Origin of the sequence: Salmonella sp. 2020_1459 (assembly GCF_043847915.1) — a bacterium.
Taxonomy (GTDB): domain Bacteria; phylum Pseudomonadota; class Gammaproteobacteria; order Enterobacterales; family Enterobacteriaceae; genus Salmonella; species Salmonella enterica.
The window spans coordinates 68,229-91,649 of record NZ_JBCMFA010000003.1 but is presented as its reverse complement, the minus strand read 5'-3'; the positions used below and the strand labels follow the sequence as shown (position 1 = coordinate 91,649).

Annotated in this window: 25 protein-coding genes; 8 read left to right on the top strand and 17 right to left on the bottom strand. The window is 51.9% G+C overall.

Annotated elements, in window-relative coordinates:
* Positions 1 to 78: 78 nt before the first annotated feature.
* Positions 79 to 510 (bottom strand): carboxymuconolactone decarboxylase family protein, encoded by a 432-nt coding sequence (locus ACH0VJ_RS08880; protein ID WP_000209810.1) that lies wholly within the window; start codon positions 508 to 510, stop codon positions 79 to 81.
* 88 nt (positions 511 to 598) lie between these two features.
* Here ACH0VJ_RS08880 and ACH0VJ_RS08875 point away from each other — a divergent pair, with 88 nt between their 5' ends.
* Positions 599 to 1,933, top strand: a complete 1,335-nt coding sequence (locus tag ACH0VJ_RS08875; RefSeq protein ID WP_001138483.1) for a PLP-dependent aminotransferase family protein — start codon at positions 599 to 601, stop codon at positions 1,931 to 1,933.
* An 83-nt stretch (positions 1,934 to 2,016) separates the two neighbouring features.
* Here ACH0VJ_RS08875 and ACH0VJ_RS08870 read toward each other — a convergent pair whose 3' ends face one another.
* Entirely contained in the window at positions 2,017 to 2,343 is a 327-nt protein-coding gene (locus ACH0VJ_RS08870) for a DUF883 domain-containing protein (protein WP_001519557.1), read from the bottom strand.
* Positions 2,344 to 2,504: 161 nt separating this feature from the next.
* Here ACH0VJ_RS08870 and ACH0VJ_RS08865 point away from each other — a divergent pair, with 161 nt between their 5' ends.
* Complete coding sequence (locus tag ACH0VJ_RS08865) at positions 2,505 to 2,855, top strand: DUF2002 family protein (RefSeq protein ID WP_000281304.1); 351 nt, start codon at positions 2,505 to 2,507, stop codon at positions 2,853 to 2,855.
* Positions 2,856 to 2,889: 34 nt separating this feature from the next.
* Here ACH0VJ_RS08865 and alaE read toward each other — a convergent pair whose 3' ends face one another.
* Positions 2,890 to 3,339, bottom strand: coding sequence for an L-alanine exporter AlaE (gene alaE, locus ACH0VJ_RS08860; RefSeq protein WP_000492669.1), 450 nt, complete (start codon positions 3,337 to 3,339; stop codon positions 2,890 to 2,892).
* Between the two features lie 698 nt (positions 3,340 to 4,037).
* Between alaE and stpA the strand changes: the two genes are divergently transcribed.
* Positions 4,038 to 4,439: a DNA-binding protein StpA gene (gene stpA / locus ACH0VJ_RS08855; protein ID WP_001051100.1), complete on the top strand. Its 402-nt coding sequence runs from the start codon at positions 4,038 to 4,040 to the stop codon at positions 4,437 to 4,439.
* A gap of 89 nt (positions 4,440 to 4,528) precedes the next feature.
* Here the strand turns inward: stpA and ACH0VJ_RS08850 are convergent, their stop codons facing one another.
* The 3 genes from ACH0VJ_RS08850 to ACH0VJ_RS08840 form a co-directional block, all read right to left on the bottom strand.
* On the bottom strand, positions 4,529 to 4,708 hold the full coding sequence (locus ACH0VJ_RS08850; protein WP_000494942.1) for a hypothetical protein: 180 nt from the start codon (positions 4,706 to 4,708) through the stop codon (positions 4,529 to 4,531).
* A gap of 78 nt (positions 4,709 to 4,786) precedes the next feature.
* Positions 4,787 to 5,314: a rhodanese family protein gene (locus tag ACH0VJ_RS08845; RefSeq protein WP_000022009.1), complete on the bottom strand. Its 528-nt coding sequence runs from the start codon at positions 5,312 to 5,314 to the stop codon at positions 4,787 to 4,789.
* 9 nt (positions 5,315 to 5,323) lie between these two features.
* On the bottom strand, positions 5,324 to 5,623 hold the full coding sequence (locus tag ACH0VJ_RS08840) for a helix-turn-helix transcriptional regulator (protein WP_000137433.1): 300 nt from the start codon (positions 5,621 to 5,623) through the stop codon (positions 5,324 to 5,326).
* A gap of 182 nt (positions 5,624 to 5,805) precedes the next feature.
* Here ACH0VJ_RS08840 and ACH0VJ_RS08835 point away from each other — a divergent pair, with 182 nt between their 5' ends.
* Together ACH0VJ_RS08835 and lysM are read left to right on the top strand one after the other, a co-directional pair.
* Positions 5,806 to 5,964 carry a YqaE/Pmp3 family membrane protein gene (locus ACH0VJ_RS08835; RefSeq protein WP_000508175.1) on the top strand — a complete coding sequence of 53 codons (159 nt, stop codon included), beginning with the start codon at positions 5,806 to 5,808 and terminating at the stop codon, positions 5,962 to 5,964.
* Positions 5,965 to 6,063: 99 nt separating this feature from the next.
* Positions 6,064 to 6,513 carry a peptidoglycan-binding protein LysM gene (gene lysM, locus ACH0VJ_RS08830; protein ID WP_000522406.1) on the top strand — a complete coding sequence of 150 codons (450 nt, stop codon included), beginning with the start codon at positions 6,064 to 6,066 and terminating at the stop codon, positions 6,511 to 6,513.
* 21 nt (positions 6,514 to 6,534) lie between these two features.
* Here lysM and csiR read toward each other — a convergent pair whose 3' ends face one another.
* The 9 genes from csiR to ACH0VJ_RS08785 all read right to left on the bottom strand — a co-directional run bounded on the left by csiR (position 6,535) and on the right by ACH0VJ_RS08785 (position 17,075).
* Positions 6,535 to 7,212, bottom strand: coding sequence for a DNA-binding transcriptional regulator CsiR (gene csiR / locus ACH0VJ_RS08825; protein ID WP_000126155.1), 678 nt, complete (start codon positions 7,210 to 7,212; stop codon positions 6,535 to 6,537).
* 41 nt (positions 7,213 to 7,253) lie between these two features.
* Complete coding sequence (gene gabP / locus ACH0VJ_RS08820) at positions 7,254 to 8,654, bottom strand: GABA permease (RefSeq protein ID WP_000531282.1); 1,401 nt, start codon at positions 8,652 to 8,654, stop codon at positions 7,254 to 7,256.
* 130 nt (positions 8,655 to 8,784) lie between these two features.
* On the bottom strand, positions 8,785 to 10,068 hold the full coding sequence (gene gabT / locus ACH0VJ_RS08815; RefSeq protein WP_001095555.1) for a 4-aminobutyrate--2-oxoglutarate transaminase: 1,284 nt from the start codon (positions 10,066 to 10,068) through the stop codon (positions 8,785 to 8,787).
* A gap of 14 nt (positions 10,069 to 10,082) precedes the next feature.
* Positions 10,083 to 11,531: an NADP-dependent succinate-semialdehyde dehydrogenase gene (gene gabD, locus ACH0VJ_RS08810; RefSeq protein ID WP_001176521.1), complete on the bottom strand. Its 1,449-nt coding sequence runs from the start codon at positions 11,529 to 11,531 to the stop codon at positions 10,083 to 10,085.
* Positions 11,532 to 11,552: 21 nt separating this feature from the next.
* A complete protein-coding gene (gene lhgO, locus ACH0VJ_RS08805) occupies positions 11,553 to 12,821 on the bottom strand; it encodes an L-2-hydroxyglutarate oxidase (protein ID WP_000271905.1) in 1,269 nt (422 codons plus the stop codon).
* Positions 12,822 to 12,846: 25 nt separating this feature from the next.
* Entirely contained in the window at positions 12,847 to 13,824 is a 978-nt protein-coding gene (gene glaH, locus ACH0VJ_RS08800; protein ID WP_000993090.1) for a glutarate dioxygenase GlaH, read from the bottom strand.
* Positions 13,825 to 14,126: 302 nt separating this feature from the next.
* Positions 14,127 to 15,641, bottom strand: a complete 1,515-nt coding sequence (locus tag ACH0VJ_RS08795) for a tripartite tricarboxylate transporter permease (protein WP_000382036.1) — start codon at positions 15,639 to 15,641, stop codon at positions 14,127 to 14,129.
* 10 nt (positions 15,642 to 15,651) lie between these two features.
* Positions 15,652 to 16,086 (bottom strand): tripartite tricarboxylate transporter TctB family protein, encoded by a 435-nt coding sequence (locus tag ACH0VJ_RS08790; protein ID WP_001574835.1) that lies wholly within the window; start codon positions 16,084 to 16,086, stop codon positions 15,652 to 15,654.
* An 11-nt stretch (positions 16,087 to 16,097) separates the two neighbouring features.
* A complete protein-coding gene (locus tag ACH0VJ_RS08785; protein ID WP_000744414.1) occupies positions 16,098 to 17,075 on the bottom strand; it encodes a tripartite tricarboxylate transporter substrate binding protein in 978 nt (325 codons plus the stop codon).
* A gap of 154 nt (positions 17,076 to 17,229) precedes the next feature.
* On the opposite strand from ACH0VJ_RS08785, the gene tctD reads away from it, so the two are divergent.
* From tctD to ACH0VJ_RS08770, 3 genes are all read left to right on the top strand, one after another.
* Positions 17,230 to 17,904, top strand: a complete 675-nt coding sequence (gene tctD / locus ACH0VJ_RS08780) for a transcriptional regulator TctD (protein WP_001237934.1) — start codon at positions 17,230 to 17,232, stop codon at positions 17,902 to 17,904.
* A complete protein-coding gene (locus tag ACH0VJ_RS08775; protein WP_000872338.1) occupies positions 17,891 to 19,306 on the top strand; it encodes a sensor histidine kinase in 1,416 nt (471 codons plus the stop codon). The genes tctD and ACH0VJ_RS08775 overlap by 14 nt, the downstream gene beginning before the upstream one ends.
* 132 nt (positions 19,307 to 19,438) lie before the next feature.
* A complete protein-coding gene (locus ACH0VJ_RS08770; protein ID WP_001059351.1) occupies positions 19,439 to 20,452 on the top strand; it encodes a HoxN/HupN/NixA family nickel/cobalt transporter in 1,014 nt (337 codons plus the stop codon).
* Positions 20,453 to 21,173: 721 nt separating this feature from the next.
* Here ACH0VJ_RS08770 and ACH0VJ_RS08765 read toward each other — a convergent pair.
* Both ACH0VJ_RS08765 and ACH0VJ_RS08760 read right to left on the bottom strand, forming a co-directional pair.
* Positions 21,174 to 22,070: an antimicrobial resistance protein Mig-14 gene (locus ACH0VJ_RS08765; RefSeq protein ID WP_000701511.1), complete on the bottom strand. Its 897-nt coding sequence runs from the start codon at positions 22,068 to 22,070 to the stop codon at positions 21,174 to 21,176.
* A gap of 293 nt (positions 22,071 to 22,363) precedes the next feature.
* Complete coding sequence (locus tag ACH0VJ_RS08760; protein WP_000178732.1) at positions 22,364 to 23,293, bottom strand: VirK family antimicrobial peptide resistance protein; 930 nt, start codon at positions 23,291 to 23,293, stop codon at positions 22,364 to 22,366.
* Between the last annotated feature and the right edge of the window lie 128 nt (positions 23,294 to 23,421).

Below are 23,421 nucleotides of genomic sequence, written 5' to 3'. Positions count from 1 at the left end.
GGCGTGAACGCCCGATCCGGCCTGCAGGTTCACGCATAACAGAGTTGGCTGACATCAGCGCCATCCGGCAACAATGCGTCACATTCGCATACCGATCGCCAGACGGTTAAAGCAGTTCATTAAACCGATGGCGAAGGTCAGATCGCTGATTTCACGCGTGCTGAAATGATCGAGCAGCGGCAGGTAAACATTATCTTCGGCGTGGGTTTCAGCAATGTACGTCACCGATTCCGCCCAGGCTAACGCCGCGCACTCTTGCTCGCTGAAATGGTGGCTTACCCGCCATCCTGCCAGCGCATCTAATTTAGCTTGATTCACGCCAGCCTTACGCAGCGCTTTACTGTGCATCTCCAGGCAAAATGCACAACCATTTATTTGCGAAACACGCAGGTAAATCAGCTCCATCAGAGTGAGGTCAAGCGTGCTCTTTTCCAGCGCGTTTTTCGCCTGCACCAGAGCGCTGTAGACCTCCGGGCTCAGTTCATAATAGGGTTGGCGTAACGTCGTCATCATGTTTCTCCTCGTGTTGATGACGAGCACTGTAGCACTATAATGGTCTGTAAAAGAGAGCCATATTTTTACAGAAAAAGCAGACCATATGCCGCGCTATCAGCACATCGCTCGTCAGTTAAAAACGGCCATTGAGCAAGGAGAACTCGCGCCCGGAACGCGTTTGCCTTCCAGTCGGACGTGGGCGCAGGAACTGGGCGTTTCTCGCGCCACGGTGGAAAATGCCTATGGCGAGCTGGTGGCGCAGGGCTGGCTGGAGCGACGTGGCCAGGCAGGCACGTTTGTGAGCAACGCTCTACGGTTTGAGACGGCGCCGCCGATATCCGCCGTTTTTGCCGGAGAAAGTCCGGAGCCGAAACCCTTTCAGATGGGGTTACCGGCGCTGGATCTCTTTCCGCGCGAGAAGTGGGCGCGAGTGATGGGGCGTCGGTTGCGCACGCAGACGCGCTTCGATCTGGCATTAGGCGACGTCTGCGGCGAGGCGATTTTGCGCCAGGCGATAGTCGATTACCTGCGGGTTTCACGTAGCATTGAATGTCTGCCGGAACAGGTATTTATTACCTCCGGATATGCGGATTCTATGCGGCTAATTCTGCGTACATTGTCTGTGCCGGGAGACAGCATGTGGGTGGAAGATCCCGGCTTTCCGTTAATTCGCCCGGTGATAACGCAGGAGGGGATTACGCTGGCGCCGATTCCGGTCGATGCCGATGGGCTGAATGTCGCGGCGGGGATGCGGGATTGCCCGCAGGGGCGCTTTGCATTGGTGACGCCCGCCCACCAAAGTCCGTTGGGGGTGGCGCTGTCGTTAACTCGCCGACGGCAACTTCTGGCATGGGCGGCGAATGTGCAGGCCTGGATTATTGAAGATGATTACGACAGCGAATTTCGTTATCACGGTAAACCACTTCCGCCGCTCAAGAGTCTGGATGCCCCGCAGCGAGTGATTTACGCCGGAACGTTCAGTAAGTCGCTCTTTCCGGCATTACGTACCGCCTGGCTGGTGGTGCCTATAAAGCAGATTGAGCATTTCCGCCAGCAGGCGTCGCTGATGCCCTGTAGCGTACCGTTGTTATGGCAGCACACGCTGGCTGATTTTATCCGTGATGGCCATTTCTGGCGGCATCTGAAAAAGATGCGTCAACATTATGCTCAGCGACGGTTATGGATTGAAGAGGCGCTGGCAGAACAGGGATTTGTCGTGACATTACAGAAAGGCGGTATTCAATTGGTTATTGAGGTTGAAGGTGATGATAAAGCGCAGGTAGCAAAAGCGAATCAGGCCGGACTGGCGGTACAGGCGCTAAGCCGTTGGCGAGTGGTTTCGTCAGGAAAGGGGGGCATTTTACTGTCGTTTACCAATATTACTTCCGCTGCCATGGCGAAACAGGTCGCGTGGCAGCTTCGACAGGCGATACAGTAACCGTTTCGCCGAATGGCGCGACCTGGGCCTGCGGCAATGATGCAGGCCCAATAAAGTATGTCGCCATCCGGCAGCGCACGTCGTTAGCGACGCAGGCTAAGCAGCGCCCCGATAAAAATCCCTACCGCTGCGGCGGTTCCTACGCTACACCAGGGTTTTTCACGCACAAACGTATCCGCGCACCCCATCGCATCACAGGCGGCTTGTTTTACGCGAGTACGACCCTGCATCCGCGCCCGGGTCTCTTTCAGCAACGCCTGTGCTTTACGTCGCGCAGCCTCGGCTTCGTCTTTCGCATCGCTTCCCCAGGATTTAAGGACATCTTCCAGACTGTCGGCTAATCGATTGACATCATTCTGAATATCCTGAACACCATCATCGACGTCGTTTCGGTTCGGTTTGTTAAGCATATGATCCTCCATTGATTTCGATGTAGCTTTCAGTGTAGTTCATATTTTTACCTGCTGAGGCTTGTTACGGCGATATCATGCGTTTCTGGACTTTTCTGAAAGCGTTGATAACGCGCTATCGGGTAAGGTAAGCCCGCAGTACAAGAGAATGAGGATAAAATATGTATTTACGACCTGACGAGGTGGCGCGGGTACTGGAAAAGGCAGGGTTTACCGTCGATGTGGTGACGAATAAGACGTATGGTTATCGACGCGGCGAGAATTATGTTTATGTTAACCGCGAGGCGCGTATGGGGCGTACCGCGCTGATCATTCATCCCAGATTAAAAGACCGTAGCTCATCACTGGCTGACCCGGCTTCGGATATTAAAACCTGCGATCATTACCAAAATTTTCCGCTCTATTTAGGCGGCGAGACCCACGAACATTACGGTATTCCCCACGGCTTTAGCTCCCGAATAGCGTTAGAACGTTATCTGAACGGGCTTTTTGGCGACGAAAAAAGCGACTAAAAGCGCGACTGGCAATGCCAGTCGCGACGTTAACTTATGCCTTAGCCTGATGATAGCTGCTCACTTTAAACAGGCGGCGACAATAATCCAGGAAGTAGCCATAAACCGCGCCCATTAACATTGAAACAACAATGTTTGAACTCACGGCGGCCACTATCTGATGCCAGCCGGCGCCGACGGTCAGCAAGATGATAATATAAACGGGTGACTGAAAGGTGACATAAGCCAATACATCCGCCAGGTTTTTGGCCCATCCCGCCGGGCTTGCCTTACGCGCGACGCGCATAATCAGATCGCGGTAAACGCCGTATGGCCATGCAATCAAAATGTTGACAGGTATCGCCACCAGCCTGGAAGAAAGCGACTGCTCAAAGCTCATTCCGGAGAGGAATATCTCGATCAACATGTTCACAACAGAACAGTAAACAACCATCGCAAACGTGTCTGCTACGGCATGACGCAAGCGTGACTGTGGAGAGAACATGTTAATGCTCCTTGTAGCGTATCGATCAGAATGAGGTGATAGTTGGTAGTGAAATCATAAAGCACTTTTGTCTTTACATAGAGTATATCCCTACATAATAACTATCAACTAGTGTAATATTTTTATTTATAGGCTTTTTGTCGATAAAATACTCTGTGATTGTGTGTTTTTTGCTCGCAGCGAGATTTTCGTTGTTGTTAGTCATTAATTACTTTTAAATCAATGCATTATAATGCATTGTTTTTCTGGCGATTTTCAGCCACATTCCAAATGTTGTCAGATGCGATGTATTCTCGGCTAACGGCACGCGCTCTGCTTTTCTCAGCATAATTATAGCTATTACAGGATGATTTTTAGCATAAAGCTCTGATGATAATTTTTGAATGATTAATCTATTATTGTGCTGAAATATTCACTTCTGTATAAGGTCAGCCACCGTGAGGGTCACCGCGGTTACTGAGATACGCAATACGCTATAAACAGCCAAACGGGAAACCTACAGATATACCGTAGGCAGAATAACCTGAAACACGCAGGGGGTAATGAATATAACCTTCTGGTTAACAGATTAATATAATTAATCGAGTTATGCTGTGTATATCTGTATGAACTTTAGGATCTGGAAATATAATCAACAATCGCATACAATACCGCCTGTAATAGTTTTTTGTTTTCTGCGTTAAAAGGTTTTTATTGATATGAATTTGATGTTACAGAACTTAAATAATATCCGCACGCTGCGCGCTATGGCTCGCGAATTCTCCATTGACGTTCTTGAAGAAATGCTCGAAAAATTCAGGGTTGTCACTAAAGAAAGACGCGAAGAAGAAGAATTGCAGCAACGCCAGCTTGCCGAGAAGCAGGAGAAAATTAATGCCTTTCTGGAGCTGATGAAAGCAGACGGTATTAACCCGGAAGAGTTATTTGCCATGGATTCAGCAATGCCGCGTTCTGCTAAAAAGCGCCAGCCGCGTCCGGCAAAATATCGTTTTACTGATTTCAATGGCGAAGAAAAAACCTGGACCGGACAAGGTCGTACGCCTAAACCGATTGCCCAGGCGCTGGCGGCGGGGAAATCTCTGGATGATTTCTTAATCTAATCACGGATAGCTTTTAACAGATGGCGCTTCGTTTCCTGTCTCTATTAATCGGGACTCCGGGAACGTTGCGCCATGCTCATTCTGATAAATCAGCACACGCCAAAATCGCCCTCTTCGCAATAGGGGGTGACATCTGCCGCTTTGAGGATCAATTTTTCGCCCGGCTCATTACCGACCTGTACCGCGACAATATGATCCTCGTTGACTTCAATCACTTTCAGTTTCGGCCCCCCCATTCGGGGCTGTACGATATCGCCTGGGGTGAACATCACGCCCTCCTGTTGAACAATGGTATAAACCCGCCTTCAGTCTACTACACACTTACCGATGCGCGGTGAAGGTACCGCTTAATGAGTACGGGTATTCCAGGGCATTTTTTCCAGTAGTCGCGCCATTCCGCAGAAGCCGGTCATGCCTGCCAGCATTAACCCGGCCCCGACAAAACCGCTAATGAGGAAAAAGCCGCCGTGGACCGTATAGCCCATAATAACCCCAAGCAACGCCAACCCGCCGGCGGCGATTTGCACCTGACGCATCAGCGGCAACGGTTGCGATTTGTCTTCTGTGACGGGCAATCCTGCCGCTTTCCATCCGTCGATACCGCCTTCCAGTAGACTGACCTGAGCAGGGGCGGCAATGGCCTGTAGTTTTGCTGCATTGCTGCTGGTTCGTTTACCTGACTGACAGTGAAAAATAATCTGTTCCGCTCGCAGGTTGGCGGGCAAATCGCCCTGTTCAAGCCGGGAGAGCGGCGCCAGTTGCGCATGTGGAATATGCTCGCGCAGATATTCATCGGCGTCGCGCACATCAATCAGTTTCGCGCCTTGCGCTATCAGCGCTTGCGCCTCACGGGGGGAAACTATCCCAATGGACATCGTGCCTCCTTATGGACAATAGAGATTCTTTAACGTGGCGATAAGCGTATTAACCGCCTCATTTTTAATGAAATAGTGAATGCGCTGGGCATCGCGTTGACTATCAATCAGCCCTTCTTCCCGCATCCGCGCCAGATGCTGCGACGTCGCGGAGGGGCTTAGCCCGGTAATGCGCGCCAGTTCGCCTGCGCTGGTTTTTGGCGAACCGCAAAGCATACATAAAATCAGTAATCTTTTTGGGTGGCTCATCGCTTTGAGCAGGGCCGCCGCCTGTTCTGCGCTGGCCTGAAGTTGTTCAAGCTCTGTCATAGTTATTTAAGTATTTTCTAAATTTAGTTAATTCTAAAATAAATATCAACCTGATGCCAGCGTAAAAAGCGTAAAGGAGGGTAAAAGCGCGGCGCGCGACTGGCAGGCTCAGGTAAACTGACTATGCTTAGAGATAAAATCTCTTTTTAAACAATGACTAATTTTGCTTGTATGGAGTGTATATGGGTTTCTGGAGAATTGTATTTACGATTATTTTGCCTCCGCTCGGCGTACTTTTAGGAAAAGGGTTCGGTTGGGCATTTATCCTTAATATCCTGCTGACATTACTCGGATATATTCCGGGGCTTATCCACGCATTTTGGGTTCAGATGCGTCATTAATTACCGGCCACCGGCGGCGCATAAGCGCCGCTTATCAGGATAACCTCATTCCCTCTGCTACACTTTTCTTTGTGTGTATTTTTGACAAGCGAGGTGAATATGGGACTTTTCAATTTTGTAAAAGATGCAGGTGAAAAACTCTGGGACGCGGTAACCGCTAACCATGATAAGGACGATCAGGCGAAAAAAGTCCAGGAACATTTAAATAAAACGGGAATACCCGACGCTGACAAAGTGAATGTGCAAATTGCGGATGGAAAAGCGACAGTGACGGGGGATGGGCTGAGTCAGGAGGCAAAAGAAAAAATTCTGGTTGCCGTGGGGAATATCGCCGGGATTAGCAGCGTTGACGATCAGGTTAAAACCACGACGCCAGCGGCTGAAAGTCAGTTTTATACCGTAAAATCGGGCGACACCCTGAGCGCTATTTCAAAGCAAGTGTATGGTAACGCCAATCTGTATAATAAAATTTTCGAGGCAAATAAACCGATGCTGAAAAGCCCGGAAAAAATATATCCGGGACAAGTGTTGCGTATTCCTGAAGAATAATGGCTATCAGGTCGCGCCAGGCTACATTTTCCCTGCCATCGCCTGGCGAATAATGGGAATCGGCGTCAGCAAATGCTGACGCATTAATTCGCTGGCGCGTGCCGCCTCGCGCGCCAGTATCGCTTCGGTTAGCGTGTGATGCTGGATATGTTTATCTTCCAGCATCTCGACGGACAGAACGGTTTCACGTAACCAAATAAAGCGGTAGCGGGCCGCCAGGTCAAATAAGCGTTCGCGCATCTGTACCAGATAGTGGGAGCCGCACCCGGCGACAATGGCGGAATGGAACGCCTGGTGGCGCTGATCCCATTCATCGAGCATATGTTCACTGGCATCGCTGGCTTCCAGTTTGCTGAGCATATGCGCTCGCGCCAGGATCTCCGCCTCCCACGCATCATCGCCGCGTTCAATCGCCAGGCGTACCAGCATCGCTTCCATATTGGCGCGCGCGTCAAAAATATCGAGGAGTTCCGCCTCTGACATGGACGCCACGCGATAGCCTTTTTGATTCACCACGGTGACCAGCCGTTCCGCCACCAGTTGTGACAGCGCCTCGCGCAGCGGCCCTACGCCAAGCGCATAGCGGGCGGTTAATAAACTCATCCGCAGTTTCTCATCCGGCTGATAAGTGCCGCGAATAATGTCATTTTTAAGCCAGCGATAGCCATCTATGGCCGTCGGTTGGGAAAGGGCGGTCATCTTTTACTCCTGAGAAGCTTCCCGGCTGACGCCGGGAATAACTAACGTAGGTTTTGCAGGGGGGCTTTTTGCCACCTTATCAGTTTTTTCCAGCGAGACATAATGGGGACAGTACCTATTATGCCCAGCCCTAACAGCCCCGTTGAAATGACTTCTAGTTGCTGTGCCGGTCGAAATAGCATCACCACCAGGACAAAGCAGATAAAGCCGATAACCAGCCAGGTGAGCCACGGATAAAGCCACATTTTCAACTTAATTTCTCCGCCCTGCGCCAGCAGAATTTTACGCATCCGCAATTGCGAAATCGCAATCACCAGATAGACCAGCAGCGCGATGGCGCCAGAACTGTCGATAAGAAATTTAAACACTTTTGCCGGGGCGTAATAATTGACGATAACGGTTAAAAAGGCCGCGCCGGTAGAGAGGAGAACCGCTACCCAGGGCGTTTTGCTACGGTTAGTTTTTCCCATTATCGCAGGAGCATCGCCGCGGCGGCTAAGGGAATAGAGCATCCGGGAGGCGGTATATAATGCGGAGTTCAGACAACTGGTCACCGACAACAAAATCACGCAGTCCATAATGAATTTTGCGTGCGGAATATGAAGCAGCTCCAGTACCGAACGGTACGAACCTACGCTTTTCAGACCCGGCATATTCCACGGGATCAGCGCCACCACCACAAAAATGGAACACAGGTAAAAGATGGAAATTCGCCAGATAACAGAATTGGTGGCGCGTACGATATGTTTATCCGGCGTATCGGATTCCGCGGCAGCAATAGTAACGATTTCCGCGCCCATAAAAGAGAACATGGTGATCAACATGGCGCTTAACACCGCGCCGAAGCCGTTAGGCATAAAACCGCCGTGATCCCAGAGCCGGGAGATACCGCTTACCTCGGCATACGGATAAAAACCGCTAATCGCCGTCGCGCCCAGCGCGATAAACGCCAGAATGGCAATTACTTTACATAGCGCCAGCCAGAATTCGAACTCGCCGTAATTTTTGACGCTCAATAAATTGCTTCCGGTTAAGGCAAGCGTAATCACTAATGAAAATAGCCATACCGGAATACCCGGTATCCATGAATTCAGAATAATGGCGGCAATATTGGCCTCCAGCGGAATAACCAGCACCCAAAACCACCAGTATAACCAGCCGATGGTATACCCGGCCCAGGGGCCGATCGCTTTATCCGCATAGGTGGAAAAAGATCCGGTATCCGGTGTGGCGACGGCCATTTCAGCCAGCATTCGCATAATCATGACGACTAAAAGTCCTGCGAACAGATAGGCCAGCAGTACCGCAGGGCCGGCCTCCGCAATCGCCACGCTGGAACCGACAAACAGGCTGGCGCCGATGACGCCGGCGATCGATAACATGGTGACGTGGCGTGATTTCAGCCCGCCCCCTAATGCATGTGATTCTGACAATTGCCCCATCCTAAAACCTCTTTATTGTTATTGCGCTCGTTTACCGGATGGCGCCTGGCTTAATTCGGCCTACAATCGAAACGGTTTTTGTAGGCCGGATAAGACAGTTACGTCGCCATCCGACGCTGCTTATTGGACATTACGCTTGTTTCGCCTCATCAAAGCACTGGGCGATAATCTCCAGGCCTTGCCGAATCTGCGAGGCCTCAATAGTGAGTGGAACGAGGATGCGCAAGATGTTGTAGTAAGGACCGCAGGAGAGCAGAATTAACCCTTTCTTGCGGGCGCGGGCCACAATGTCGGCGGTCAGAGCCGCGTTCGGTTTGCCGGGGTCGCCATTTTCGAACAACTCAATGGCGATCATGGCGCCCAGTCCGCGCACGTCGCCAATCTCACGGTGCGTTTCCGCTATCTCCATCAGGCCATCGCGCAGCGTTTTGCCAAGCGTATTTGCCTTTTGCAGTAGATTTTCCTGCTCGAAAATGTCCAGTACCGCCAGCGCGGCGGCGCAGGCAATCGGGTTTCCGGCATAGGTGCCGCCCAGCCCGCCCGGCGCGATAGCGTCCATCACGTCTGCCCGGCCGGTAACGCCTGCCAGCGGAAAGCCGCCGGCGATCGATTTCGCAAACGTGGTAATATCTGCCGCAACGCCCATCTGTTCCATGGCGAACAGCGTACCGGTCCGGCCCGCGCCGCTTTGCACTTCGTCGGCAATCAACATAATGCCGTGTTGGTCGCATAGCGCGCGCAGTCGCTGCATAAACGCGGGAGAGGCGGCGTAAAATCCGCCTTCGCCCTGTACCGGCTCAATAATAATGGCGGCGATATCTTCCGGCGCGGCATCATTTTTAAAGATGCGTTCAATGCTGGCGATCGCGTCGTCGTCGCTGATGTTGTGTAGCGGGCAAGGATAAAGCGCGCGGTAGACATGGCCTGGCATCAATCCCATACCAGCAGAGTACGGGTGTACTTTCCCGGTCAGAGAGAGCGTGTAGTGGGTACGACCGTGGTAAGCGCCGCTAAACGCGATAGCGCCGCTGCGTTTTGTTGCCGCGCGGGCGATTTTCACGGCGTTTTCAACCGCTTCTGAACCGGTCGTGACCAGCAACGTTTTTTTGGCGAAATCGCCCGGTACCTTCTGGTTCATGCGTTCGCACAACGCCAGATACGGTTCATAGGCCAGCACCTGAAAACAGGTATGGGACAATTTCTTCAACTGCGCTTCGACCGCTGAAACAATGCCCGGATGTAAATGACCGGTGTTCAGGACGGCAATGCCGCCCGCGAAATCGAGATACTCACGGCCTTCGACATCCCAGACCCGACAATTTTCCGCCCGCTCGGCGAAAATTGGGTGAATCTGGCCCACGCCGCGAGGAACGGCGTTATGACGGCGCTGCATTAAAGCGTTATTGGTATTCATTAGCGACTCTCCTGTTAAAGGCCGATGCACATATATTTGATTTCTAAATAATCTTCGATGCCGTATTTGGAACCTTCACGGCCTAATCCGGAGGCCTTAATACCGCCGAAAGGCGCGACTTCGTTGGAGATAATGCCGGTATTAATACCGACGATGCCGTATTCCAGCGCTTCGCCGACGCGGAAAACGCGGCTTAAATCGCGTGCATAAAAATAGGCTGCCAGGCCGAACTCGGTATCGTTAGCCTGTCTGATGACATCCGCCTCGTCGCTGAAGCGGAACAGAGGCGCGAGCGGCCCGAATGTCTCTTCTTTGGCGACTTTCGCGTTATCAGGAACATCCGCCAGAATGGTCGGTTGAAAGAAGTTGCCGCCCAATTTGTGCGCTTCACCGCCCGTAATGACGCGGGCGCCTTTTTCCAGCGCGTCGGCGATATGCTCCTGGACTTTCGCCACGGCTTTTTCATCAATCAGCGGCCCGATAGCGACGTCGGCTTGCAGGCCGTCGCCGACCGAGAGCTTATTTACCGCCTGGTTGAGTTTTTCCGCAAAACGATCGTAAACGCCGTCCTGAACATACAATCTATTGGCGCAGACACAGGTCTGCCCGGCGTTGCGAAACTTCGAAGCCAGCGCGCCCTCGACGGCTTTATCCAGATCGGCATCGTCAAAGACGATAAACGGCGCATTGCCGCCCAACTCCAGCGATACTTTTTTAATGTCTTTGGCGCATTGTTCCATTAGCTGGCGGCCAATCTCCGTCGAGCCGGTAAACGACAGTTTGCGTACCAGCGGGTTGCTGGTCAGCTCGCCGCCGATATCGCCTGCCGAACCGGTAACGACGTTAAATACGCCTGCGGGAATTCCGGCGCGCTGGGCCAGTTCCGCCAGCGCCAGCGCGGAAAACGGCGTCTGGCTGGCGGGTTTGAGTACCATTGTGCAGCCTGCGGCCAGCGCGGGGCCGGCTTTACGGGTGATCATTGCCGAGGGAAAGTTCCACGGGGTAATCGCAGCGGTGACGCCGATGGGCTGTTTAATCACCAGCAGCCGTTTATCGGCCTGATGACCTGGAATCGTGTCGCCATAGATACGCTTCCCCTCTTCGGCGAACCATTCAATAAACGAGGCGGCGTAGCTAATTTCGCCTTTCGCTTCCGCCAGCGGTTTGCCCTGTTCCAGCGTCATCAGACGCGCCAAATCGTCCTGATGTTCCATCATCAGATTGAACCAGCGACGCAGGATATTGGCTCGCTCTTTGGCGGTGAGCGCGCGCCAGGCGGGCAGGGCGCGATTGGCGGCGTCGATGGCGTCGCGCGTCTCTTCCGCCCCCATTTTGGGCACATTGCCGAGCGGTTTCCCGTTGGCGGGGTTGCTCACGGGGATGACATCGCCGCCGCGCGCGTCGCGCCAGTCGCCATCGATAAAGGCCTGCTGGCGGAACAGGGTAGAGTCGTTAAGTTGCATAATTGCTTCCTGTCTGAAGGGTTAACGGGTAAATGCGGCGTGTAATGCGTCCACGCTGCGTGCCGCACGCAGCGTACGTCCGGGGTTGCTCTGGCTTTCGCGTAGCGCCTGAACTTTGCTGACGATATGAGCGCCGATAGGTATCGCTGATGTCGCCGCCGGGGAGGGGGCGTTACAGGTGTGAATGGAACGCGGCGTCGTGACAAACAGAAAATCATCAATCAGTTTGCCGTCCGGCGAAACCGCCTGCGCCCGCACGCCTGCCGGCCAGGGCTGGAGATCGTTGACGGTCAGGCTGGGGCAATACTTTTGTACTCGCCGCAAATAGCCGCTTTTGCACAGCGAGTTTTTCATCTCGCCCAGTCCGGAAAGCAGATGATTTTGCAGTACGCGGCGAATGCCGGCGGAGCGGAAAATCTCCAGGGTGTCGGTGAAGGAAACGTCGCGCTTACGGTAGCCTTCGCGTTTAAGCGCCAGCACCGCATTCGGCCCGACCGTGACGCTGCCATCGATCATGCGGGTAAGATGGACGCCGAGAAACGGCATTGCCGGATCGGGGATCGGGTAGATCAAATGGTTAACGATCCGGTTGTGTCGCGGGGCCAGACGAAAGTACTCGCCGCGGAAAGGGCAGATAATAAAACCGGGCTCCACGCCCAGCATTTTGACCAGCCGATCCGCCATCAGCCCTGCACAGCCGATAAGCGTAGCGGTTTCTATTTCCCGACCTTGCGAGGTGCGAATAACAATGCCAGCGGCATGTTCTGTTAGCGCGCTGACCTCGGCATGGTAGATGATCTCGCCGCCTTTGGCCTGAAAGCGGTTCGCCATGGCCGTCGCGACATCGCGATAGCTGACAATCCCGCTGGAAGGGACAAAAATCCCGCCCAGGCCAATGATATTGGGTTCGCGTTCACGCAGCTCCGCCGCGCTTAACCACTCGCGCTCTAAGCCGTTGGCCGCCGTCCGCTCCCATAGCGCGCGCATCCGCGCCATTTCCAGCTCCGAGGTGGCGACCAACATTTTGCCGCAGGTGTCGTAGCGGATGTTGTTTTGATCGCAAAAGGTTTTGGTCGCCTGATTGCCTGCCAGACAAAACTGCGCTTTGAGGCTGCCGGGCGTGTAGTACACCCCGGCATGGATCACGCCGCTGTTATGCCCGGTCTGGTGGCAGGCTGGCGCGGACTCTTTTTCCAGCAACGCGATGCGCGCATCCGGGTAGACATCAATAAGTTGCATGGCGGTCGACATGCCGATAATGCCGCCGCCGATAATCACAAAATCATACATCCGCGTAATTCCTTCGCCGTGGCGCTTATTGGTGAGTTTGATAATGGCTGGCGGCGTAGGCGAAGTAACCGCGCTGGCGCATCAGTTCGCGACGCAAGTCAGGATGCGGCGTAAAACGATCGCGTCCATGTAGCCAGAACAGATTGTTAATCAACAGGAATTTGCCGACCGGTACCGGTACGGAGAGGATGTTTTGACTGGTTTCCAGCGCGTCTGAAAGCTCGCTGAGCCAGACGCCTTCTTCAAAGTCTTTTGGCTGGACGAACTGGTCGATATAACGCATGACCGGGCGGCCTTGTTGGTCGACATCAAACACCGGGTGCCAGACGTCATGGCTAACATTCTTGCTTGGCGGCGCCGCCCAGCGCATGACGCGACGCGCCAGCGGATGGGTAAAAAACGACTCCAGATGTTCCCAGTCATCAAGGTGCAGCAGCAGCGAGTTACCGCCTTCCATATTTTGTTCGTCGATTTTCATCATCAATACGTAGTCGGTCACCTCCTCAACATAGGTACCGTCATTGTGCAGTTCCATTACGCGGTGGGGCTGGCGCAGATAACTGTCGGAGTTGTCGACGTTTTTGACCACGAAACGCGCGTAATACTGGCCGCTCATCGCATCGTAGTTGGAGCGACCAATAAGATGCGCCACCGCCGTCGCCAGTTTGACCATCTCTTCTGCCTGTGCGACATCATCGATCCCTTCGGCGCTGATCAACAGCGCGCCTTGTGCACGATTGAGTAGCGTTTTGATCAACAGCGGTTGTAGCTGATTGCCGCACAGATCGTCGAGGATCTTGCCGATTTTGAAACGTAAGAAAGATTTGTATTCCAGCGCCTGCACCGGCCACTGCGCGACCTGATGGAGAAATTGTCTTGTGGTATCCGCCGTAAACGTTAACGCCAGCAGACGCGGCGACTGCGCCGAAGGGGCAAGAGTGAAACCAATATGGCGTTGGGCTAAATCATCTGTGTTCGCTTTTACGGCAGTCAGTGCATTCATCAGAATCATTCCTCTCGGTAGATGGTCAGGGAGACATGGCGATGCTCATTTCGTAGCCATAAATTAAAAATATCGACATTTTCCAGGAACGCGTATGAAATAACCGTTTTTGTTTAATTATTGTGATCAAAAACAACAAATATTTAACAATGCGAAAGGTGAGGTTAACGGCGCCACGAGCCTGACAACGGCAAGAAGGGGTGTAAAATGAGCGAGTTATGGGGAGAGTGATGCTGGCGGGGTTGCCCGGCCTGGCACATGAGCGCGTAGGCCGGACAAGTACAACGTATTTCAGCAGTCAATTAACCGGCGTCAACCTGCGGTTTACGGCTGTGTTTACGGATCAGACGTAACACTGGCGGTACGACAATGACCATGATCGCCATGAGCAGCAGGGCTTTGGCAACGCCGCTTTGCCACAAAATCGCCATATTGCCGTTACTGATGGAGAGTGCGCGACGCAGGTTCTGCTCCAGCATTTCCCCCAGTACGAATCCCAGGATCAGCGGTGACATGGGGAAGTGCATTTTACGTAAAATGTACCCTAACACGCCAAGTGCGACCATCAGCACCAGATCGAAGGTGGTGCTGTGTACCGCATACACCCCTACCGCCGATACGGCAGCGATGGCGGGTACCAGGAACCACAGCGGAATGGTGAGCATACGGGTGAACAGACCGATCAACGGGATATTCATGATCAGCAGCATCACGTTCGCAATCAGCAGCGCAGCGATGAGTCCCCAGACGATATCCGGCTGTTCGGTGAACATCGCCGGGCCTGGCGTGATGTTGTACAGCGTCAGCGCCCCCATCATCACTGCCGTAGTGCCGGAACCGGGAACGCCCAGCGTCAGCATCGGGATGAAGGAGCCGCAGGCAGAGGCGTTGTTTGCCGCCTCCGGAGCCGCGACGCCGCGAATATCCCCTTTGCCGAAGCTATCGCTGTTGCCGCTGAGTTTTTTCTCGGTCATATAGGTAATGGCGCTGGCGATGGTCGCCCCGGCGCCGGGCAATACGCCGACAAAAAAGCCGATTACCGAAGAACGCAGGGTAGTGCCGATACACTGCGCGCCTTCTTTCAGGTTGAATAACATTCGACCCGTTTTGCGGACCATTGTTTGCCCGCTGCTGGTATGTTCCAGCATTAAAAGTATTTCTGATACCGAGAACAGGCCGATCACCACGACGATAAACTGTACGCCGTCGGAAAGATGAACGCTGTCAAAGGTAAAGCGATAAACCCCGGTGTTGGCGTCCACGCCGACGGTCGCAAGGCCAAGACCGATCAGCGCTGCCAGAAATGATTTAAGCGGATTTTGCGCCATCATGCTGCCAAGACAGGCGATGGCAAAAACCATTAAGGCGAAATATTCCGCCGGACCGAAGGCCAGCGACCATTGCGCCAGTAAAGGGGCGAACAGAATGATGCCGCCGATAGCGATTAATGAACCGAAAAATGAGCTGACTGCGGAAATCGACAGCGCTACGCCGCCTTTCCCTTGCTGCGCCATTGGGTAACCGTCCAGCGCCGTCATGATCGCCGCCGCATCGCCGGGGACGTTGAGCAATATGGAGGAGATCCTGCCGCCATACTCACAGCCAATGTACACCGTCGCCAGCAGAATTAGCGCCGACTCCGCAGGCAGATGCAACGCAAAGGCCAGCGGCAGTAAGATTGCCACGCCGTTGATCGGTCCCAGGCCCGGCAGCAGACCGACGATCGTGCCCACGAAGCAGCCAATCAACGCGATAACCAGGTTTTCCGGCGTCATCGCCACCGCAAAACCCTGAGAAAGATATATCCAGGTATCCATCGTTGCTCCGTTAACTCAGCCAGGCGCCGAGAGGTAAGGTGACATCAAGCAGCCGGTCAAAGGCATACCACAGCAGAATACCTAATACCGCGCCGGAGATACCCGCCGCCGGAATCGTGGCGCCGAACAGCATCCCGATAACCATGGTGAGAAGCGCGGTGGCGATGGGAAAACCCAGCCATTCGAATCCCCAGGCATACATCAGCAGGATGATGATCATGGTAATTAGCTTTTGCAGAACATGGCGGCGCGGCCAGCTCACCGTGTCGGGATGGCGCAATAACAGCGCCAGCGCACAGAGCGCCATCAGGCCGATAATCCCCAGCGGAAAAGGGCGGGGGCCGACGGGTTCATAGCTGTATTCGCTTTGGATCTGCCAGGCGATGAATAGCCCGGCGATACAGAGCAACAGCCAGATACCCGCAAAGATACGATCGCTCATCATTGCCTCCGCGATTATTTCGCGAGTCCGAAGGCTTTCGCCTGTTCACGGTAATCAGTAACCTGTTTTTTCACGTAGTCATCGAGCTGCTGGCCGGTCATGTCGAACTCAAACAGGCCGCGCAGATCGCGCTGCTTTTTAAACTCGTCGGTTTGCTGAAGCTTCTTGAAGGTATCCACCCACCACTGGTAATCGGCCTCGCTGACTTTGGGCCCGACGTAGAAGCCGCGAATAATCGGCCACACCAGGTCGTAGCCCTGTTCTTTAGCGGTAGGGATATTGGCAAGCTGGCCCGGCAGACGATTTTCTGAAAAGACGGCAAGCACGCGGATTTTGTCGCCGCCCAGATAAGGCACCATTTCACTGAGATCGCCGGAGACAACCTGAACATGGTTGCCCATTAATGCCGTCACCGGCTCGCCGCCGCCTTCAAAGGCAACGTAGCGCATCTTGTGCGGGTCGACGTTCGCCTTTTGCGCCAGCAATGCCGACTTCATCCAGTCCTGGCTGCCAATAGAGGCGCCAGCGCCAATGACCACGCTGTTGGGATCTTTTTCCATCGCCGTCATCAGATCTTTCAGCGTCTTCCACGGGGAATCCGCACGCACGGCGATCATGCCGTAATCAGTGCCCACGCTTGCCAGCCAGCGCACATCATCCACGCCGTAGCGACCAAATTTCCCCTGCGACAGGTTGAGCAGCGAACCGCCGGAAAAGGCGACCACTGTCCCGGGTTCGCCAGGGCGTTGGGCGACTATCGCGTTATAAGCCACAGCGCCGACGCCGCCGGGCATATACGTTACCCGCATGGGTTTCTCGATAGCGCCAGTCTCCAGCAAACTCACCTGAATCAGCTTACAGGTGAGGTCGAAACCGCCGCCAGGTTTGGCTGGCGCGATACATTCCGTTCGCGACGGCGCCTCCTGTGCCAGAACAGAGGTACTCATTAATAAAATGCTTGCAGTAAGGGTACGAAGTAATTGTTTTTTCATTTTTTATCCTCACGCCGGACGTCCGGATTTTTCAGGTTCGGAAGAAGATTTTTGTGATTATGTGAGCCGACATGTAGCAGTTCGGTTGCGTGATTGTTAAAACAATAACCTTTCAATTCCCTTTCAATGCGGCAGAAACTTTACAGGATGTGATATGCGTCTCTTATTGGCGGAAGATAACCGTGAGCTGGCTCACTGGCTGGAGAAAGCGCTGGTGCAAAACGGCTTTGCCGTGGACTGCGTATTTGACGGCCTGGCGGCTGACCATCTTCTGCACAGTGAAATGTACGCGCTGGCGGTGCTGGATATCAATATGCCGGGAATGGATGGACTGGAGGTGGTGCAACGGCTGCGTAAACGCGGTCAGACCTTGCCCGTTTTGTTGCTCACGGCGCGAAGCGCGGTGGCGGATCGCGTAAAAGGTCTCAACGTCGGCGCGGATGACTATCTGCCGAAACCCTTTGAACTGGAAGAGCTGGATGCCCGTTTACGGGCCTTGCTGCGACGCAGCGCTGGGCAGGTTCATGAAGTTCAGCAACTGGGGGAATTGATCTTTCATGATGAAGGGTATTTTCTGTTACAGGGACAGCCGTTAGCGCTGACGCCGCGTGAGCAGGCGCTCTTAACCGTATTGATGTACCGACGAACGCGGCCGGTCTCGCGTCAGCAGCTTTTTGAACAGGTGTTCAGCCTGAACGATGAGGTAAGCCCTGAAAGCATCGAACTTTATATTCATCGACTGCGTAAAAAACTCCAGGGAAGCGATGTACGAATTACGACGCTGCGCGGCCTGGGTTATGTGCTGGAGCGCGGCGATGAAGTGGGTTAAGCCGCAATCGTTGTACCTGCAACTCTTACTGTTCTTGGGGTTGCCGCTGATTCTGCTATGGGGGCTGTCGGCGTTTAACAGTTATGTCAATGCGCTACAGGCCGCCACTCAGGCTTATGATCGTACGTTGCTCTCCTCGGCGCGAACGGTATCGGAACGGCTGGTGGTGCGCAATAACCATCTGGAAGTTAACGTGCCCTGGGTGGTGCTGGATAGCTTCGAGCTTAATATGAATGATCGACTCTATTACAAAGTCGTCGACCCTTCCGGAAAGGTCATTTCCGGTTATGACGATCTGCCTGCCATGCCGCCCGCTACGCCCCGTACCCGGCTTTATCCGGCGCTGGCGTGGTTCTATCATACCGAGTATCGCGGCGAGGCGATCCGCGTGGCGCGTTTGCTACAGCCGGTCAACGAAGGCGGCATTATCGGCATGGCGGAGATTTATGTCGCAGAGACGCTGCAGTCCCGTCGTTATCTGGCGGGCCAACTGCTGTTCTCTTCCTGGATCTCACAGGGTCTGCTGGTGTTGCTGACCCTGGTGCTGGTTGGCTGGTTATTACGCCGGATCCTACGTCCTATGCGTCAACTTTCGTCATTAATGGTACGCCGCGAACCGGGTCTGTTAACGCCGCTGCCGGAACTGCTGCCGTGGTCGGAAACACGCTTGTTAATCGTGGCGTTTAATCGCTACATTGACAGGCTCCGCGGCATCCTCTCCCGGCAGGAACGCTTTAGCGCCGATGCTTCTCACCAGTTAAAAACGCCGCTGGCGGTGTTAAAAACGCAGGCGGCGGTGGCGTTAGCCAGCCAGCACCCTCATCACTGGTACGAAAGTCTGCAGGCGATGAGCGTAACGCTGGATAGCACCATTCAGCTCACGGAAAGATTGTTGCAACTTTCTGCGGTAAAGCATAAAGAGCAGGGCGAGCGGCGTTTTTCCCCGGTGAATCTGTACGATATCGTACAGAGCGGCTGTTTTACCCGTCTGGCGCAGGCGCGCAGTAAACATATCGACCTGGGCTACGAAGGCGAACAGGAAGCGATGTGGATCGAGGGGGATGAGGTACTGCTTAGCGAGCTATGCGGAAACTTGCTGGATAATGCGCTGAAATACACGCCTGAGCAAGGCATCGTCACCGCGCGGCTTGAACGGGATGGCGATGCCGTGACGCTGGTTGTCGAAGATAGCGGCCCCGGTATTGATGATGAACACATCCATCTGGCGCTACAGCCGTTCCACCGGCTCGATAACGTAGGAAATGTGGCCGGGGCGGGCATTGGTCTGGCTTTGGTCAATGATATCGCACGCCTGCACCGTACTCATCCCCATTTTTCCCGTAGCGAAGCGTTGGGAGGGTTATACGTTCGGATACGCTTTTTAAGCCTTGTCCCGCAGTAATGCGCACAAATGTGTCAGCGGTAAAGCACGTTTACAAAAAGTCGCATCTTGAGGTGTGACGTTTTAATCAAATAATCATACATTCCCCCTACAAACCGTAGCGTTAATTAAAAATATAGTGGGTGCAGGGGCATGAATAATCATACTAAACGACGGGGAATAGCATTAACCGTTTTTCTTGTCGGTGTTAACATCCTGGCCTGGATTTGGGCGTTCTGTGTTTTTCATCACCATGCCGTCATGCTAAGCGCAGCCATACTGGCGTATAGCTTTGGGCTGCGTCATGCGGTTGATGCCGATCATATCGCAGCCATCGATACCGTCACCCGTAAACTGATGCAGCAGGGTAAAACGCCTTTAGGCGTGGGGGCGTTTTTTTCATTGGGTCATTCGACCATTGTTGTTCTGGCATGTCTGGCGATTGTTGTGACGTCGATGGCATTTCGCGATCGTATTGATGTTTTGCATCAATATGGTTCGTTGATTGGTACGGCTGTTTCCGCTTTTTTTCTGCTGGCGATGGCCCTGCTTAACCTGTTTATTTTGTTCAACGTCTGGCGGCAATTTCGCTCGGTTACCCGCGGCGAGTCAGTGAGGGCGCATGACGAGGCCATACCTGGCGGGCTGATGACGCGTATATTTCAGCGTACGTTTCGTTTGGTCACTTCCAGTTGGCATATGTATTTTGTCGGTTTTCTGTTTGGTCTGGGATTTGATACCGCAACCGAGGTTGGGTTGCTGGGCATTTCCGCTTCAGCAGCTAACCAGGGGCTATCTCTCTGGTCAATGATGATTTTTCCTGTGCTGTTTACCGCCGGGATGGCGCTGGTAGATTCCCTGGATAACTTTGTCATGGTCGGCGCTTACGGTTGGGCTTTCTCGCATCCATTACGTAAGCTTTATTATAATATGACCATTACCGCCGCATCCGTCATTGTCGCGCTGGCGATTGGCGGACTTGAGGCGCTGGGGTTGATTGATGATGCGTTACAGTTAAGCGGAACATTTTGGCAGACCGTCAGCACGCTTAACGATCATATGGGGAATGTGGGCTTCTGGGTAGTGGGTGCTTTTGTGCTATTCTGGCTGCTCTCGTTGTTGAATTATCGCTGGCGCGGCTATGATAAAATCACCCTCAATACCTGATTGATTTCTTTAAAAATAGCATTTCGGCAGTGGTGTCATATCATTGCCGAAGCATTTTATCTCCTGAGAGTATATTCTTCCCGGTAAGTGCGTTATTTTTCATGCTTGCCTTTCGTTATCAATTTAAGCAATCCGATATAACATACAATACCAAAAATAATAATAACAGTTGTATACCCAAGAATCAGCCAGTCTGCATGTGTCATAATATAATCCAGTTATCAGGTATCCCGTGTTAAGGCGATCTTTAAGCCTGTTGTCAGCAAGAACCACTGTACCCGTTCAGTGCTGTTGGCAATAACGTATTGTTTATGCACAAGAGCGTTGTTACAAATAACGTATACATTGAGCATAGACCCCACCCGCATTTTTGTAATGCCATAAAGCAAGGCTACTCCTTTAAGCTACTGACGGTATGCCAGGCCAGAAGAGATAAAAGGGTAGTTGTCATCATCATCTGTTCCTGACGCCAGGTTAATGACACACACATATGAAAATGTATAACCGCTGCACGCTTTTTAGCACGTTATCTGTAACATACCGTGTTAATCAATTCCATAAAACCGAGTATAGTGTAAGTGAATTTCGAGTAATTGTCATTATGATTATATGGTGGTTAACTTATTTTTTAAATTCTGATTAAATTTTCGTTTTTTATCAGTTCATCAGGATTTATGAAAAATCTGGACGTAAAAAACATATTTACGTCCAGGCTTTCTTTTTAGCAAATCGATTTTCCGGTAAAATAGGGGGTCGACCACATGCGCTTATATTCCCATTCAGGCTTTAGTATGCCGATGGAAAAAAGCAATTTTTTTTGTCTTTCCTGGCAGTAATGTCTGGCACGGCTAATATTTAGCCACATTAGTATGCTGCCGGGACTGAGTGGCCTGCACTCATTTTTAATTGCACCATTAGATACGTCAAAGTAGACGTTCATCTGGCTTTCAGATTTCAGTACGATATCAAATGCACAGGGTATCCCTTCAATATAAAGAATATGCCCAAACAGAAGGTGATGCAGTTGACTAAAAAAGTTGGTAAGGTTATCAGCGGGATAGCAGGATGAAGTATTGCCGAAACGAGACCGAAATAACTCGATAAAAATATGAGTCAGTTCATCAGAAGAACAATCAGCAACGCTTTTTACACTTCCGCCTTTTTTAAGAAACCGCTGATATTCATTACGGCGTGTTTTTTCAAACTTAGAAGAGAACGTTTCTTTGACCAGACAATTTTGTTTCTTTCTGGCGAGTTTCCATATGGCATTGCGTATTTGTGGCTGATGCAACGCCGAAAGTCGGTTAGTACGATCGGGCAAGAAGCAGCGTAAATCTGGCGCCATCGGAATAAGTATCTCATCTGACGATAGCGGGAAGGTTCTGCGCGTCAGGATGCCAATATTCTGATCATTACAGATAAAGTAGGCGCCTTTAATCTTATCATCTTCTTTATAGTGGAAGAATTTAAAATGCCAGTTATGGCGCTTCATAAAATAATCAACAATATCTGGGTGCATATTGATACTACCGCCGTATTGCGTAAACACCTCCCGGTATAGGGTAAAGGAAGACGGCTGCCAGCGGGTTAATATACGCTTAACTTCTTGTATTTTCACCAAAACTCCTGACTTAGCTTACTGAAAATGCTATTTTGTATTATTTTTTTGCTTAACCAAATAAAAATGTGACAAATGTTTAGCTTGTATTTAATGGTTAACATGCTAATCGATGACGTTATGGTGAAGGGAATAAGATTAAGATGTTGATCATAACATGAGTGAAAGCGACGGTTTAATACCGCGCTTTTCACTCGCAAGCCATTCTGTATTTAACCATCCAGTAGCGATACAGATTTCAAAGAGATCCGCTGAACGGTAGCAGGATCTGCACATCCGCGTATGAAATAGTTCTACCGGGAGAGGCTGTTAACCTCTTGTATTATTGTATCCAGAATATGATAGCGTTTCCGATACTCTGCGCGTTTTTTGCTGGGGATACTTTCAGGCGCTTTACGCATCACCTGTGATGGCAGATGATATAAGGCACCTTTCTTAACGCCGTTTAGCGACTCCCAGAATTCACTATAGCTGGCCACAAAAGTTTTTTTCTTCTGGAATAAGTACCGGAGTTGACGATAAACATGGTTGTTTTCACTTACCGCATAAATCTCGTCGACATTACAGGCCTGCATCAATGTTGCAAAAGCTTCATACAGCATCCGTTTAGGAAAGAGACCGTAACAATCTTTGGTGGCGTTACGTATGACTTGTGGGCCGACATGTTTACTGGGCCCTTGTAACCCGGCAACCAGCGCTATTTGCTTCCCTTCATGGCGGATAAAGGAAAATGATAAACGTGCCAACGGCGTATCATTGAAACACAGCGTTAATGTCAGCTCACCTTCTCTGTCATAGCCACAGGGACCGCAGTAGATATCTACCAGAGCGTCGTTTTTTCCTTCCAGGTGAGCGAGTAAGATTTGTTCCTCGGACAGGAGGATCTTTTTAATTTTACTTTCCGGAAAGGACTGAACGAACTGGTAGTGTTCCAGAATAGCTTTTGCCCGGCAACGTATGCTAAGCCCGGTATACAAATAGGGCCGCTGGATTTTTGCCGGCAACAGTGGACGATGAATAATCAGCGTTCTGGGCTGAGACAGATGGCATAATTCATTGAAGTATTTAATTGTCGTTACGGGGTTAATAAGGCAACGTAATAAAAATTTATAGCGAAACTTACGCTCTCCCCAGCGTTTATGGCGATAAGGCGTCTGCGCCATGACTTCTTTTAACATTAATAATGGATTATATCTTTCCATATCACTTTGCTGCATCGTCATACTACGGCTCTACTACTCGATAGACTTATAACCGAGACGGTAGCCTGATTGAGTTAAACGTAAAGGCAACGAAGAAGGTCTGTACAGACGATGTTGTTAAACAGTTTATCAATGGCGGTAATAAAACG